Annotated in this window: 11 protein-coding genes; 6 read left to right on the top strand and 5 right to left on the bottom strand. The window is 68.0% G+C overall.

The genetic code is table 11. The features are described from left to right. The first annotated feature begins 289 nt into the window (after window positions 1-289). Entirely contained in the window at window positions 290-469 is a 180-nt protein-coding gene (locus tag KDK95_RS30425; RefSeq protein ID WP_212521781.1) for a hypothetical protein, read from the top strand. Window positions 470-666: 197 nt separating this feature from the next. Here the strand turns inward: KDK95_RS30425 and KDK95_RS30420 are convergent, their stop codons facing one another. From KDK95_RS30420 to KDK95_RS38405, 5 genes are all read right to left on the bottom strand, one after another. After that, the gene (locus KDK95_RS30420; RefSeq protein ID WP_212521780.1) at window positions 667-1116 is read right to left on the bottom strand and encodes a hypothetical protein; all 450 of its coding nucleotides are present in this window, start codon (window positions 1114-1116) and stop codon (window positions 667-669) included. Window positions 1117-2637: 1521 nt separating this feature from the next. After that, window positions 2638-3408, bottom strand: a complete 771-nt coding sequence (locus tag KDK95_RS30415) for a hypothetical protein (protein WP_212521779.1) — start codon at window positions 3406-3408, stop codon at window positions 2638-2640. A 348-nt stretch (window positions 3409-3756) separates the two neighbouring features. After that, on the bottom strand, window positions 3757-4713 hold the full coding sequence (locus KDK95_RS30410; RefSeq protein ID WP_212521778.1) for a DUF4365 domain-containing protein: 957 nt from the start codon (window positions 4711-4713) through the stop codon (window positions 3757-3759). 881 nt (window positions 4714-5594) lie between these two features. Beyond that, entirely contained in the window at window positions 5595-5888 is a 294-nt protein-coding gene (locus KDK95_RS30405; RefSeq protein WP_212521777.1) for a hypothetical protein, read from the bottom strand. A gap of 408 nt (window positions 5889-6296) precedes the next feature. After that, window positions 6297-6701: a DUF2321 domain-containing protein gene (locus KDK95_RS38405; protein ID WP_212521776.1), complete on the bottom strand. Its 405-nt coding sequence runs from the start codon at window positions 6699-6701 to the stop codon at window positions 6297-6299. Between the two features lie 964 nt (window positions 6702-7665). On the opposite strand from KDK95_RS38405, the gene KDK95_RS30395 reads away from it, so the two are divergent. The 5 genes from KDK95_RS30395 to KDK95_RS30375 all read left to right on the top strand — a co-directional run bounded on the left by KDK95_RS30395 (window position 7666) and on the right by KDK95_RS30375 (window position 14823). Next, complete coding sequence (locus tag KDK95_RS30395) at window positions 7666-8820, top strand: type IV toxin-antitoxin system AbiEi family antitoxin domain-containing protein (protein ID WP_212521775.1); 1155 nt, start codon at window positions 7666-7668, stop codon at window positions 8818-8820. Window positions 8821-8832: 12 nt separating this feature from the next. Further along, window positions 8833-9762, top strand: a complete 930-nt coding sequence (locus tag KDK95_RS30390; RefSeq protein ID WP_212521774.1) for a nucleotidyl transferase AbiEii/AbiGii toxin family protein — start codon at window positions 8833-8835, stop codon at window positions 9760-9762. Between the two features lie 419 nt (window positions 9763-10181). Then, the gene (locus KDK95_RS30385) at window positions 10182-10712 is read left to right on the top strand and encodes a hypothetical protein (RefSeq protein ID WP_212521773.1); all 531 of its coding nucleotides are present in this window, start codon (window positions 10182-10184) and stop codon (window positions 10710-10712) included. Between the two features lie 332 nt (window positions 10713-11044). After that, window positions 11045-14260, top strand: a complete 3216-nt coding sequence (locus KDK95_RS30380; RefSeq protein WP_212521772.1) for a hypothetical protein — start codon at window positions 11045-11047, stop codon at window positions 14258-14260. A gap of 275 nt (window positions 14261-14535) precedes the next feature. After that, the gene (locus KDK95_RS30375) at window positions 14536-14823 is read left to right on the top strand and encodes a transposase (RefSeq protein WP_212521782.1); all 288 of its coding nucleotides are present in this window, start codon (window positions 14536-14538) and stop codon (window positions 14821-14823) included. Window positions 14824-15495 lie beyond the last annotated feature (672 nt).

Genomic DNA, 15495 nt, shown 5'->3' with positions numbered 1-15495 from the left:
CACCCCCACCGAGCCCCTCGTCCTGCCCGGCTACCCCCGCATCAGCGCCGCCGCGCAGCTCCTCGTCTCAGCCCTCGAAGACCGCGCGGAGTCGTGACCACCGGCTTCGCCCCCATTCCCGTCAACGAAGTCCAAGAACGCAGTTCCGAGGACACCAGGGTGTCCGACTCCGGCACGTACTTACCCCCATGTCGACGGCGTCTGCGACGGCGGCTGCGGTGACTGCCCTGACCGCCGATGGCTCAGTGGCGGCGTCGTTGATGCCGACGCGTTTGACGACCACCTGCGCATGGACGAACTTCTCGCTCCGTCCTCGACGCACAGCTACCTCGAGCGCACCGAGCAGCAATTCACCACGCCGCATAGACCGCTGACCAGGACAATTCTCCCGTCCGCCCATTCCGTGGGCGTACAGCGCCGTGCGGTGACGCCGACAACGGAGTTCAAGGACGCCCACGCCAGCCTGTAAGCTGTCCGCTGTCCGAGTGCGGAAGCGACCTAGCGTGGCAACACGGGGTCGCGTCCTCGCGCGGACGCCCGATTGAGTCGCTGAAATCAAGATCAAGATCCGCCAGGGCGCCAGTCCCCAGGGTTTTCATCCAGGTTTTCAGTACATCCCGCCCTTGTGGGACGTGATTAAAACTCCTCCGCACAAGGTCAGCGCCACTAGCGCGCTAGAGCCTGGAACGCGATCATGGAGATCCGGGAACGCCGCAGGTCAGCGTATCTGTCGTTGATGCTCGCGCAGGCCAGGTGCCGGGCCCCCACAGCTACTGGATAAACAAGCACCCCGAGCGCTACCAGCGCTCCGAGTCCGGACTCAGCTGCCCACCCGAGGACGCCGAGCCCGGCCAGCAGATCGCCGCAGACCAGCGCCGCCGCGAACCCGGCTCTGCGCCGGCAGGCTGCTGCGGGCACTCCCTCGATCCGTTGGGCCAGCTGAACTGGACCGTCCATCGGCACGTGCAGGTCGGCCAGCAGTGCGCGGCGTCTGAGCGTGGCGCGGCTCGGCAAGGAGATGCGTGCCGTCCACGACCGGATCGCCGCCGTGTCATCGGCGACGGGCTCGGCGCCGCAGGCGTCCGCCTCGTCGCCCTTCGGTGGTGTCGCGGTCACCGTCAACACCATAGCCGCCGGCGTCAGAGGGCTGGCAGGCCGGCTTCGTCGCTCAGCGCGTGACACGTACAGCCCGCAGCCCCGCCGTTGATCGCCTTCCCGGATCGTGGCTGCGCTGGCCACGGCGGGTACGCGTCGAGTGCTCGGCTCTCGCCTGCGCACATCCCGAAACCGAGAAAGGCGGCGCTCGCGGGCGGTGGAAGTATCCGGCGGATTGCGGGCGGACCGCCGTGGAAGTTCGCTGCTCACTCACCGTCGTTGTCGGCTAGAGTTTCGCGCAGGCAACCTCCCCCGCGTCGCCCGGCGACGCCGCGGCGCGACTTTCCACCAGGCGGCCTGAGCCGTCCGGGAACCGCGCAGCAAAGCCTCAAGGCCTTGACATGTTGCCTCATAGTGTGGATTCCCCCTGCCCCCAACCGGGCCCACCCGCATCCACCCACGGCATACGCGCAGCTCAGCGGGCCCCGGCTGGAAAGAGAGCAGGTCCGGCAACAGCTGTGGGAAACCGCATCGCAATTCCCAGGGAACTTCGTCGCGTAGCGGTAGCGCGTGACAATAAGGTTTGGGATGAGCGTAGGAACTGTCGGAGCAACCGAGATTCTGGCGTGGCATTGGAGCTGTGATTTATACCTACGGATCCGGTTCACAGTAATCAACGGATCCACGATTTTAGAATCCAAGAAGTTGTGCCTGCGGATTGAGGAAGCTACAGTGGAGCCATCGCTAGGCGCAGCTAGTGCCTAGAAACGCCGAACCCCGCTACCCGTCTTCGCGGAGGCAGCGGGGCCGACGTTGAGGCAGTGCCTCGGTGCTAGCCGGGGTTGTTGCGAGTGGGCCCTCCAGCGGATTGCCGCCGCTAGGAGGGCCTGCTCACTTCCGGCACGCTTCATAGGCGATCATGACGTTGGCGGCGGCGGAGACCAGGGTCACCGCCTTCCACCGCTTCCGCCAGAACCAAGACAGCGTGCGCTTCACGGCTATCACCTCCTCTCCGTAGAGAGTCGGCGGCCCCCGGCTCGGGCCGGTGAACACCCCGGTTCCCCGGGGCTATGCCGTAGCCTCTTCCCCAAGCGACCTGAATTCCGGTCCCGCGGCGAAGAGGCTATTGCCAGGCTAGCCCTTCGGGCCCGGATATGCCAAACCAGCGAAGGGGAGAAAGCAGCCCTCGTTGAATACATTCAACATACGCCCACGTCGGGTTGACATAGCACGAATATCGGCGGGTGCCGGAAGCACGCTCGACGTTGATCGCCTACGCGCCCTAGTCGGCTCGTGACGCATAGTCAGGCGCGGGCGCAGGGGTACCTGCGGCGCAGTATCGCCGCGGGGACGCCGGTCGTGGTCTCCGTCCCCGGGCCCACGCGATCGGCATGCGCGCGGGAGCGGAGCTGCCGAATTCGCGGCGGAAAGGATGGCGGCCGATGCCCCGGCACCGAACGCCACACGGAGCGCACCGACCGGAGAGGCACTCAACATCGTATCGGCGGACACCGCACCGCCATCCGAAGCAGAGAGCTGCGTCTACGCGCGACCGCGCCGTTCGTGTGCGCGTTCGGCGCGCTGGCGTCGGATCTCGAGCGATCGGCCGAGGTCTGAGTCCGGATCCTCGAGCAGCGCGCGCACGACGTCTTCGGCCGTGCTGGGCCACCGGTCGTAGGCCGTGCCCAGCAGAACCTCCGCGTCTTGCGGCGAGACGGGCAGCGCGGCGTCGGGTTCGATCCGGCGAAGCACGTCGCGCATCGCCTGCTGGGCTTGATCCAGACGCTCGCGGTTCGCGATGCGGTTGGCCAACTCCGCCACCGCGGCCACCGTCGGCGCGTAGCCGAGGTTGAGGAGCACCTCGTGCGTCGCGCGCTCTGCGGGGTCCAGGTCGTGCAAGAGCAGGTGCAGCAGCATCCCCTCGTGCCAGCCGGTGTCGATCGCGGCCGGCACCGGCAGCCCGGCCAGGCTCATCGCCAAGGCGCCCGCGTCGTGGCTGGGTCCGGCCAGGGGGTCGGTGAGCGAACCGATCAGAAGCTGGAGCCTGACGGGCCAGCAGGTACTCCACGACTCGGACTCGCCCTCGTCGAACAGGATCGTCCCGAGGTAGATGCCGATCCAGCCCGCCGACAGCTTGAGGATCGCGTACGCGCAGTCGGGCGCGTCCGGCCGAGGCAGCCACCGCTCAACGCTCACCTCCGGCAGCGCCTCGATCAACGCGCGCGGATCGTCCGCCGCTTCGAGATCCCCGACCGTCAGCGCTCTGATCCTGTCGAGCAGTTCGTCCGCCCAAGCCTCGTCCAGCTCGCCCATACCTGTCATCGTGCCACAGCGCTCGACAACGCACGCTGCAACGAAAACTCGCCTGCCCTGGGTCCATGTCGTTTCCCGATCCTCGATCCCGGCAGGCCAGGCCGAATGCCAGAACGTATCCATGACGATGACAGCCAAGCGGCCACGGCAGTGCCAAGCTCGATGTCGGCCAAGGGGCGCCACCGGTCACATGGTGGCTGGCCGTAGCCTCGGGAGACCAGGGAAGCGAACGCGCATTCCTGGGAACTCTCGGCAACGATTCTTTGACCGCGGGCCAAGCCGCAATTGGTGTCGTAGCCCTGTAGCGGCAGTGTCTGCGGGGGGCGGCATGTCGACACGGACAGCCGCCTATCCGGTTAGTTGTCGCCCGCCGTCCATCGCGAACCTGTCCACGACCAGGAACGCCTTGCCCAGTTCGTTGAGCGCGAGCTCGAGACGGAAGAAGTCGACCTCTCCGGCGCCGTTCCTGTAGGGACGGATTCCCCGCGCGATCAGGGTCTGTCTCCAATCGTCGAAGGTCTCGGTGAAGAACTGGTCGTCCTCGTCCCAGACCGAGCACTCAGCTTCGTACTGGTCGTACTCTGCTTCGTCGTACGTTTCCGCGTGCACATCGGCGTTAGCCCACGCGAACAGCCTCGGTACAGCCTCGGCGTAGTTCGCCGGCCCGACCAGAAAGTGCCAGGTGGCGAGTTCTTCGGGCTCGTTCCCGTCCTCACGGTCGACCCCGATCGAGATCGTGCCGCGTCCCGAGGACTTGTTGATCCATTCCTCGAAGTCGACCAGCAGGCGGCTGCCAGATGCCAGCCTCTCCATCCATGGCTTCGCGAGTCTCAACTCACGCAGCCGCAGCTCGTAAGGGTCGCCTTCTGCTGCTTTCAGGAGTGGACCGACGGCATCCCGGTCGAGCACCTGTGCTGCGGGCACCCGGAGCTTCCAACCGCCCCCCGACGTTTTGACCAGCGTTTCCGGGTTGACCAGCTGCCAGTGGCACTTCTGTGTCCCGGGATGGTAAAGCACGACCGCTACCGGCAGCGAGTGGTTCGTCCAGTACTGGACATGCTCCACGTCCGGCCGAAACCACCAGCCCTCCGGTGCGGTCTCGCCGAACCAGCTTTCGCCGCCCTTGATCTGAAGTGCCAGCAGCCGACCGCGCACGTACTCGCCGTCAACCACCTCGGCGTGGGCATCAATGCCGTAGTCCTCAGTGGACTGGCCGCGAAACAGCCAGCCCAGCTCGTCCTCGACAGCCATTTGGGTGTGCGTGACCGCGGCGCTGCCGACCCGGGCGGAGGCCTTGCGCTTCATTTCCTGTCCCGTCTCCTCAATGGCCGTCGTAGACAAGCCTAGTCGCCGCCCGGTAGCCGCGCCCGTTCAGCAGAGGGCACATCCGACGCCACATCACAAGCAGCACCGTGCTTGGCTCAGACGGATTCTGACGGCGCATCGGACAGGCTTAGCTGCGCGGCGTTCGCGCTGGAGGCGTGCTGACGAGGCGCCAGGTCGGGCATCGGGCCGCACCGGCGGCAGAGCGCACGGCGATGGGTGTTGCAGATTCGGTGACACGCCCGTGCAGATCCAAGGTACTGACTGACTGGGGGCCTTGGGCGGCGCCAACGCCGATGACCGAGGTAACCGTGCCGGTGACGCGGGAGACGTGTTCGGTTCTGCGGCCGCAGCTTCGCCGGGCCTCGGGCCTGTGGGAGGCGCGGCCGGCGATGTACCGGGAGGAGCGCGACTCGGCCGGTTGGCAGAGCGCGTGCCGGATCGCCGCGTGGGCGAAGCCGTTCGAGCCGATCAAGCCGGTCGAAGACGACGACGAGTGGTGGGTCTCGCTCGCCTACCTGACGAGTTGCTACCTGCAACCGCCCCCGGGCGGGGCTCCGAGGCACACGAATCCGCGGTGGCGGGACCGCGTGGATGGTCGCGGACAAGCGGCTGCTACGGCCGGCCGAGCCACCGAGCCGGGCCCCGTCGGAGTTCTGGCGCAAGTCGCTTTCGGCTGCGCTCGCCGAGTTCGCGGCCTCGATTGGCGTGCACCTGTAGCGGCATCCGTCCGATCTCACCCGACCTGCTCCGATTGCCTTCCGCGCGGCTCCGCTCGCCGTGGCCCGTTCGTGAACCCTGGTCCGCTCCGTCGGTCGCGCGGATCGGAACCTCGCCTCGGCCACGGTGCGCCTGCAGTGCGCTTAGCGCGACGGCTTGATCGTCACGTAGAGCGTCGCGAGACCGATGAGGGCCAGCACGACGGTCAGCACGACAGTCAGGACCACCCCGCGGCGGGTCCAGATCAGGATCTGACGGTCGACAGGGTGTGCTACCCGACGGGCCTTCCTACTCGAGGTGGGCCATTCCATCGGTTCGGGAACCTCGGGCCTACGCCCGGAGACGGCATCGAGAGCCTCGGAGAGGTCGGCGGTCGTGACCCTGGCCGCTTGCAGGGCCTCTCCGGCCGCAGACAGGTCGTCGGATGAGCCGTTCATGAGCACGGTATAGCGGGCCGCCCCCTGCCATGGCAAATCAGGAAGGTTCTATACGGCGATCGCATTCCCGGACGTGCCCGGGCTGCGCACCTCCCCGCCATCGTCCTGCCCACTCACGGCCCGACCCTAATAAGCTGTCACACCGGAACGACCACGGTCGGCAGCAGCCGATCGGTCCCGCGTGGGTGGCGATCGGCGCCGGCCGTGAGCGATTGCTGGCGAGCGGACCGGTCCGCAGTGCACTGCGCGGTGTGAGCCCTACGGCGCCGCGGCGCCTGAAAGGTCGCAGACCGGCATGGTGACCTGGGCAAGGTTGTCAGTGCTCTTCAACGTGGAACCAGTGCCGGTATGACTTCTGCACAGAACGAAGTGGCCGACAAGGATCCGTCGCCGACGGCGGGGTGGCGTTCACCCGCCCGGTTGGCCCTGAGCGGGTCGTGGGCATGCGCCGCCGCGGCGTTTGTGCTGATGGCGGGAGAGGCGATCCACGTCGGCCACGGGACCTGGGACACATGGCTCGGGGTAGTCGGCGAGGTGGTCGGGGTGGCGCTGTTCATGAACCTCGTGTCCGCTATCACGGATACGCAACTGGCAGTTGGCGCAGCGGCCGACCATCGGGGCGCCGCACTTCGGACAGAACCCAAGCACCGCGTCGGGCGGACCCAGCAGCGCGGTGAAGTGCGGGTGGCCGAGCCGGCACACCGTCGCACCGCGGTAGCCGGACCACTTGCTGTTGCCCGGCTCGAACAAAGGCCAGTAGGTGGGGTCGACGCCGATGCTGGACTTTGGGCCTGGCCCCTCGGTCGGACACATAGCGCCATTGTAAGAAGCCGATAGAGGAAATCGTTACAACGCCATTCGGCCAGGTTCGCCCTGGTCACGATGGCTAGGCGGCCTCACCGGGCTGCGCTTCGCCGCCTTCACTTCTCGTCGATCGCGGGACGTGGGTAAAGGCGTGCGGTGCGGACGATCTCCTCGGTGGACGATCCGTCGTGTTGTCTGGCACTCCCGCTTCTGCGGGCTGCAAAATTGAAGAAGCCTCGAGGGAAGCTTCCCTTCGAGGCTCAAGTGTGGCGCCGTGGCGCCTGACCCACCGTGGTACTACATGTGGGGTAGACAGTGCGTGCAGTGATGCATGGCGGGACCGATCGTGGCTCCGGCTCCGGCGGCGGCGATTAGGATCTTCGACCAGAGCTTGATCGTACTTCGCCGGGACCTCTTCTCTCGCTTCTTCGACATTTTGGCACCTCCCTCAAGACATCGGAGGGGCGGGCGGGCTTCGTTCCTTTCAAGGAGAGGGCCATCGAGACGATCTTATCGTCGCCCGGTCACGCTACGGAGTCAAGCCATTTGGACAGCAAGCTGGAAAAGTCGCGGCCGACGAGCGGCGAGGCGCTTGGCACTGCCGCAGCAGCGGGTCTCCTGGTCAGGGTGATCGACGATCGGCTGGTGCTGCTGGGTTACCGTCGTGTGGGGCCACACCATCGGATCTATGTCCCAGACGAAGCAGGCCGCGGACAAGTCGGCGGGTCAGGCGTTGATCGTGCCGATCGAGTCCGAGGTACTGGTCACGCGCCTTCGCTCTGGGAAGAGGGCCTAAGGACCCCCGCGGAATCCATCATGCTCGGACCTGGCCATGGTCGGCTCCGCCGCGGGTGAGTAGTGTCCGACTCCGCGCAATTCGCGGATAGTCGCTACGAGAGCCCATTGGTCCGCAAAAGTTACACACAAGCGTAATGATCGCTGACTTTTCTGTGCGGTGTGCAATGATTGCAGTATGAAGAGAGCGGAGGCGCAGGCGGTACTCGGCGAACTGGCGGCGGGCCAGTTCGGCCTGGTCACCAGCGCTCAAGCGCGCGAGTACGGTGTGGACGCGGTTACCGTGCACCGGCTTCAAGCCGCGGGACTGCTCCAGCAAGTCGGGCACGGCGTCTACCAGGTGGCCGGCGCGGTCACCCCCACCCACCTCGAGATCCGTGTCGCCTGGCTGCGGCTGAACCCGCAGCGTCCCGCCTGGGAGCGCGACGGGCGCGGCGAACGTGACGGTGTCGTCTCGCACGCCTCCGCCTGCCTGCTGCACGAGCTCGGAGACATCCCCGCGCCGAAGGTCGAGTTGACCGTGACCGGCAAGCTCCAGGCGCGCGATCGGTGGGTGCGCCTGCGCCGGCACAGCCAGCCGCTGCCCGAGCAGGATGTCACGCTCGTCGACGGGCTCCCGGCGACCACGGTCGAGCGCACGATCCTCGACTTGATAAAGGACGGCGTCGACGCAGGTCATCTAGGCGGCGTGATCGCCGAGGCCGAACGCCGCGGAGCGCTCGATCTGCCCGCGCTAGCCGAGCGCGCCGCGCGTTTCGCGAGCCGCTATTCCATGCCGAAGGCGACGGGCATGGAAGTGCTGACCGGGCTGGCTGCCGCGGCCGGGCAGCGGCTGCAGTCCGAGCAGGCGAGTGAGCTTCTCGGCGAGACCGCGGCCGCGGCCTACACGGCAGGGCAGGTGGACGCGTTCTCCGCGCTGCTCGAGCAGCGGCTACGAGAGGAAGGCTGGCAGGGCGGCGAGGCGCTCTCGCAACTGCTTGCTCCCCTGCGCAACGCACTGGCCCACCCTGTTGGGGGCGAGACGAGCAATCTCGCCGCCGCTCTCGAAACGCTCCTGGAGCCCACGAGGAGCGTGGCCGAACGCCTGGACCCGGCCCAGCTCATCCCTGTGTTCCTCACCCTCCAGCGCCACACCGAGTCGATCGCGCCGTACACCGCCGCGTCCACCTCGTCGCTCGCCTCAGCCTTGCTCAAGTTCGCCGACGCGGTGCGAACGGCATCGATCGCGCATCCCGCCGCCTCGCCGCGCGCTCTCGAGCCGAACCGTAGCGCCCGCCCGGAGATCGATCCTGCGGACTTGGCGGAAGACGACACCGACGAGACAGAAGGGTGAGACAGTAGGCCGATGCGAGACAGGTACCGGACGCCGGCGGCTCTGGATGCGGCGATCAGTGCGAAGGCGAAGCAGGTGGCCGCCGCTGCCGGCACCAGTCCCGGGGACCTCGTGACCGCGTTTCACCTGCAGCGCCTGATGGCCAGGGTCTTTTTTCAGGGCGAGGGCTGGATGCTCAAGGGCGGTCAGAGCCTGCTGGTGCGCTTTCCCCACGCCGCGCGCCTTAGTCGAGACGTCGACCTGTTCCGGCCGGACACCGACGATCTCGAGCAGGCCGTCGAGGAGTTCGGGCTGGCCGTCTCACGCGAGATCGACGACTACTTCCGCTTCACTCGCGAGTCGGTCGCCATCCATGACGGCACCGCCAAGGTGAAGGTGGGAGTGCGCATCGGCGTCCAGCGCAAGCAGCCGTTGGACGTCGACTTGATCGTGCGCAGAACTCCGATCGGTGAGCCGACCCGCGCCGTTTTGACCCCGACCATCCCGGTCGACTGGCCCGATACATGGCCATCCGTAGTTCTATATCCGTTGGTCGATCATCTCGGGGACAAGCTCGCGGCGATCTGGGAGAGGCATCGACGCTATGGCCGGGAATCGGTTGCCTCCACCCGGTTCCGAGACCTGGCTGACGCCTTGCTCATGGCGCAGCAGGCGCAGTTCGACGGCGTGGAGGTCCGCAAGGCCCTGGCGAGCGAGGTGGTCAGGCGCAACGCGCTCGGCGGGGTGGAACTGACACTGCCCGCAGCCTTCGAAGTCCCCGACCAGGTCGTATGGGCTCGCGAATACCCGAAGGCCGCGGCGCAGGTCACGGGGCTGATCGGCTGCCGGAACCTCGCGGAGGCCGAGGCGGCAGCCCACCGGTTCGTCGACCCGCTGCTCGCCGAGCAAGACCCTGGGATCTGGGATCCGGCCGCCGCCGAGTGGAGGCCGCGCCGTCCCTGACGATCCGGAGGCGACGCTCGAGCCGGTGTATCGGGTCGCACGACAGCCGTCGGTTGGCGAGCACCACGTTCGCCGCGTCTACCCCCGTCGGGCTGGTCACCTTCGCCCGCGCCTGCCCGGACCGTTCGATGGCTGACTCCTTCAGAGTGGGATAACTGCCGGTAGGTCGGCTTCGTGTTCGAGGGATTCGAAGCGCTGGGCGTCTTGTGCAGTCAGGAGGGCGAGCGCGGCCGGGCGTGGGACTTCGTCCGAGCGTTCGCTGCGGCTTACGGCCGGGCGCTGGTTTAGGGTGATGGTGTCGATGCCAGCCGATTGCACGCGGTCGAGGACGGCTCGGTTGCCCGATCCCGTGAGCGCTGCGCGAGGCGTACCTCGTGTTCGGGCGACGGCTCGACCTGACAGCTGCTCAGGATCGGCTCATGGTGCCGGAGTGGCTCGAAGTCGACAGCGCCGGCGTCGTGGTGTTCCGGGTCGAGAACCAGCACTGCGCATCGTGGGGAGTTTCGGCGGGATCCGCCAGCTCGGACGATCCGCCCGTCCTGGTGGACGTCGGTGATGGTTGGAGGCCGTACTCGGACCAGCTGACGCTCGCGCTGGTGGAGATGGTGCTTCCGGAGGCGATGTTCTCGGCAGACCAGCGCGCCTGCGACAACCGGGAGTTGGATGAAGTCGCCGATGCAACTCTGATCGACGGGTTTGAGCGGCTTCCGCTGCCTGACTTCCCGTTCTGGGCAGGGCTGGACGAGTCCCCGCTTCGCTGGTTCGCCGGTCCTGACGTACTGCTGCGCGACGATGGCGGCGGGTGGCTGTGGGTGCATGCGCGCACGCCTGAAGCGCTGCAGGTGGTGCGTGAGCGCCTGCCTGGTGGCTGGATGTTTGGAGCCAGCGCCGGGCCGCCGGGCTGCAATCAGCCGGTCGCCAGGACGGTCGCGCAAGTGCCCGCTTCGTGACATACGGCTGAGACTAGGCCGCCCTGGCCGCGGCGCACTGAAACAGCGGCCCGACCTCGAGCCTCACGTCGCTGGCTCCTAGGGATGTGATCCCGAGGTCGCGGGCGGAGTCGTCGAGCGTGCCGAAGACCGGAGAACCGGCGCGTAGCCACTGTGCGAGGGCGCGCTCGCGATGAAGCGGTGATCGAACACGATCCACACGAGATCGGAACGCGCTCCGCCCGGTGCCCCGGCGTCGTGAAGGTCCTAGGCTTATGTCGAGCACGATGAAGATCGAAAAGGCTACGTTAGGTGACTGCTCCATTGGTATGTGCGAAGCCAAGGTGAACGCTGTGCCAGACCTCACGCCGCCCGGCGGCCCCGGCCGCGACCCGGCCCGGCGTGCGCGCATCCTCCAGCGGCTCGATCAGATCGGCCCTGGGCCGAAGGCGAACTACGAGACGCTGTGCGCGCTGCTCGACGCACCGGAGCGGTTCCCGTCCGCGTCCATGTTGATCCATCATATGGTGCGCGAACTCGAAAGCGCGTTGCGCGAGGTCCTGCGCGAGGCCCCGGCCCGGGACGCGCAGGGCGGCGATGAGGGGACCGGGAACGAGAACCACCGCCGAGAGATCGAGGCCATCGCCGCCACGCTGTCTCTGGACGCCGACGTCGTCACCGCCTGGCGCTTCATCGTCGGTCGGCAGCACGGGTGGGCACACCGCCACAACCTGCAAGAACCCGATCCGGTCGACCAGGAGGTGCTCGACCGCGTCACCCGCCTGGAGTGGGTCTTCGACCGCGTGCTCGAGGCCTTGGCCGACCGGTACGGCCTGGTCCACCGTCGGCTCCGCGAGCTCCTCGAGGTGGAGAATCCGACCAAGGAGCACGCGGCCAAGCTGCGCAGGGACTTCCCGCAGGACCCGCTGACCCAGGAGGAGTTCTTCGAGAACGCCGGCCTCGAGTGGCTCGGCCCACTGCACAGCGCCAAGGCGTTCACCAACCCCCCGGACGTCGTAATCGAGGGCGATAAGTACGTCTCCTTCCCGTATTGGCCCGCGATCGCCTACCTGCGGCGCATGGCGCAACTCGTGGGACCGCGCACCGACGCGCCGCGCGAGGAGGAGACGGCAAAGGCCCACTCCACGGCCTGCGCAAAGATCGTCGAGATCGCGAAGGGAGTACCGGCCACGAGCAACCCGCGGATCGGCGCGGAGCTTGCTTTGATCGCCCAGGCCGTAGGGCCTGCCCGCGCCGCCAAGCTCGCACCACGGCTGGTCTCGGCCCTGAACGAGCCGTACGTGATCGCCGTGGACGTGTACGCGGATGTGGCCGCCGCACTGGCCGCCGTCGGCGAGCACGCCGGCGGCAGCCAGATCCTGCGCGCCGTCTTGGCCCTCGGCGCCGCCGGCGAGGACCGCGTGCCGCAGCCGGTCATGGGGGACTGGGAGTTCGCCGAGGTGCTGCGCACCCATCTTCCGGCCCTGACCGACGCGATGGGGGTGAAGGCGCTGGAGATGTTCGCGCGGATGCTGGACGAGGCCGCCGGTGAGGCCGCTCTCGCGCGGATCTGGCTGCCGCGCGTGGCGCAGCCGTCACTGACCGACTCGCTGGCCGACCCGCGGGCACTGCTGGCCGCCGCGGTGCGTGACTGCGCCGAACGGCTCGTCGGCAACCAGATCCCGGCCGAGGATGTGCTGGCGGTGCTGGCGCCGCAGCCGGAGCGCGTGACGGCGCGCATCCGGCTGCACCTTCTCACGCTCCAGGCCGTTGCAGATGCCGTACCTGAGGTGGTGCGCGAGGCGATGGCCGACGGTGCCCTTCTGCACGCCAGCTGGGCCGAACCCGAATACCTCCGTCTCCTGCGCGAGCACGCGCAGCTGCTTACTGAGCAGGAGCGAGCCATGCTGAGGCAAGCGATCGAGACGGGGCCGGATGTGGGCCGTTGGCAGCGCGCCGCCGAGGAGGCGGACGGGCAGCCACTGCCCGAGCGCGTGGTCGCGCTGCGGCAGGCTCAATGGCGGTTGAACCGCTACTCCGCCGCCGAGGCGATCCTCGACGAGCCGGGGCGTGCCGCGCTCGAGCGTCTGGTCGAGGAACACGGCGCCGCCCCCTTCCAGCGCCCCCCGCAGCCCCCGATGATGCTGCCGGTTTCGCCCCCGGTCGCCGACGCCGCACTGGCCGGGACCGCCACCGCGCGCGAACTGGCCGCAGCGGCGCGCGCCGCCGCAGCACCGTCGCAACCGATGGAACTGTTCAACCATGTGTTCACCCTCGGACGGGAGCTGCGCGCCGCCGTCGACGCGAACGCCACCGCCTACAGCCGCGACGCCGTCGAACTTGCGGGGCTGGACCCCTACCTGGTGGCCTGCGCACTCAACGGATTCACCCAAGCTGTCAGCCGCGGCGAGGTGCTGGACTGGAACGCGCTGCTGCAACTGCCGGCAGCAATCGAATCCGACCCGGGCGGTGACGTCGCCCGGGAGGCTGCCTCCTTGCTGCACACCGCCGCCGACCGCGACGCGTTGCCGGCGCAGTGCGCGGCAGCAGCCTGGACGATCCTGCTCGCCGGCCTCGCCCCGGCGGCCGACGCAGAGCCCTCAGAAACGGCGGAGCAGCGACGCGCCCACGCCATCCTCGCGCTCGCCGCCTTCGCGCGCTGGGCGGCGCGCGCCAGCCTCGACAGTCAGGTCCAGGCAGCCTGCGCCGAACTGCTCGCCATCGACCCGGACGAGGTGCCTCACGACGTCGCCGCGGCGTTCGGCAACGTGCTGTGGACACTCGATGTCTTGCATACGCCCGGTATCCGGGAGCGCATGGCCGGGCTCAAGCCGAACACCGCTGCGTTCTGCGGCTACCTCGCCACCACGGTGGCGTCGCCGCTGATGAAGCCCGTCTACCGGAGGGCGCTGGAGGAGGGACTCGCACGCCGCTCCGATCACGATCGCCTCGGCTCCCACCTGGTCGCCCTCTACCAGGCCGGGGAGATCGACCTTGCTCCCGGCGGCCTGGCCGAAGCGTGGTGGCGGCATACGGACACGACCCCGGCCGTCGCCAAGGATCTCGCGCAACTGCTCGTCTTCCCTGAGCCAGGACCTGGAGAGACCGCGGAGAGGTACAACGCGTTCGTGGACTGGCGCCTGGCCGCCCTGGCCCCGTCTGGCGGCGGAACGGTGACGGGGGAGGAGCGTCTGGAACTGCTGATCCTGGCACCGCTGTGTCTGAACACCGCGCCGCCGGGCCAGGGTCTCGCGCGGCTTCGCGCGGTGCTCGAGGTGACCGGCGAACTGCCGACCGACCCGCGCCTGTGGGGCCGACTCGTCGAGGCGATGGCAACCGAGCCGACCGCCGTCCTGCAGTTGCTGGTCGACTGGGCCGTGCGCCTGGATCGCCGCTCGGTCATCCCTGGGCGCCGCGACCAGCAGTTGCGCGCGATCTGGCGCGCCGGCCTGGACGGTGGCGACCCCGCCCAGGCCGCGCTGGCAGAGCGTGCGATCAACCGCGCGGCGAACGCTGGCTTTCGCCAATACCTCTCGCTGCTGCCGACGAGCACCGACTCGGAGCCGTGACGCTGACGAGCCGCGACTCCTTATCGCCAGCCGCACGGTGGGGCGAAACCCCAACCGATGGGCGCAACACGCGGCGACGCCTGCTGCCACGATCTGTACGCGGCCGACGGGCGCGTCGCCGAGCGGACGCTGACCGAGAGCGGCACGTTCGATTTTCGCCCCGTCCCCCATCGCGCGGCTCGAACGGCGCCCGGCCGCCGACAGCTGCCGCTGGTATAACGTCCTGGCCATCTCCTGAATCCGCGGTGCCACCCACCTGCACCGCGTCTGCCTAGATCAGAACGAAGAGGACACCAAACGCGACTTCAACCCCGCGGAACACCAAGGCGTTCCTCGCCGAGAACACATCCTGGCTGCACGTGGAGTTGCTGCCGACGGCCGCGCCCGAGCTCAACCCGGTCGAGCAAGTCTGGGCGTGGATCAAGGGCGGGCCCCTGGCTAACCTCGCCCCACCCGACCTCGACCACCTCACCGACGCCGCCGACAAAGCCCTTATTGAGCTCGGCCACCGATTCCCGCTACTGACCCTGCTCCTGCGCCACACAGAGCTTGCCTGGGCCTGAACACAGAGACAGTCGATCGTCAATCAGAATTAAGCGAGGCCGCGTGACCCGACGCCGAGCACAAGCCGCTGGCTGCGTACATCGCAGCTGACGGGCCAGCGCAGCCGACGACCCCAATGCGGTTCAAGAACGTCGGCGTCAGCCTGTAAGCCGTTCGCAGTCCGAGAGGGGAACGTCACCAGCTTGACGGCTGACGGCTCGACGCTGGCGGACGACCGCAGGAACCGCCGAAAACCAAGATCAAGATCAGTTCGAGTGCCTGTGACTAGGGTTTTCATCAAGGATTCAGCACATCCCGCCCGCCCCTGGTCAGGCCATCTAGTGCGCCAGAGCCCGGAACGCGATCGTCGGTTTCTGGGAACGCCGCAGGTCAGGACCATCTATCGCTGATGTTCACGCAGGCTGGCAGGCTGGGGCTTGCCGTCGCAACGCGCTCGTTCACCAAAGCCTTCGACAGAGCCCGAGTCACTTCTTCGACTCGACGGCCAGACGCCGCAGCGCCCCGGGGCCATGTGAGCCTCGGCAAGGCTGCGACCGACTGGCTGTGTCAACGGCCACGAAGTGACCTTGCTGTGCGGACAGCGGATGGCGAGGCTGGCGGACAGCAGAAGTCCAGGCCTGTGCCCACCGATGTCCCGGTGGGCGGCCGTGGGGTTCCCGCAAGGATGGTCA

This window comes from Actinospica acidithermotolerans (assembly GCF_018139625.1).
Classification (GTDB): domain Bacteria; phylum Actinomycetota; class Actinomycetes; order Streptomycetales; family Catenulisporaceae; genus Actinospica; species Actinospica acidithermotolerans.
The sequence above is the reverse complement of the archived record's forward strand: the minus strand, read 5'-3'. Positions and strand labels throughout refer to the sequence as shown.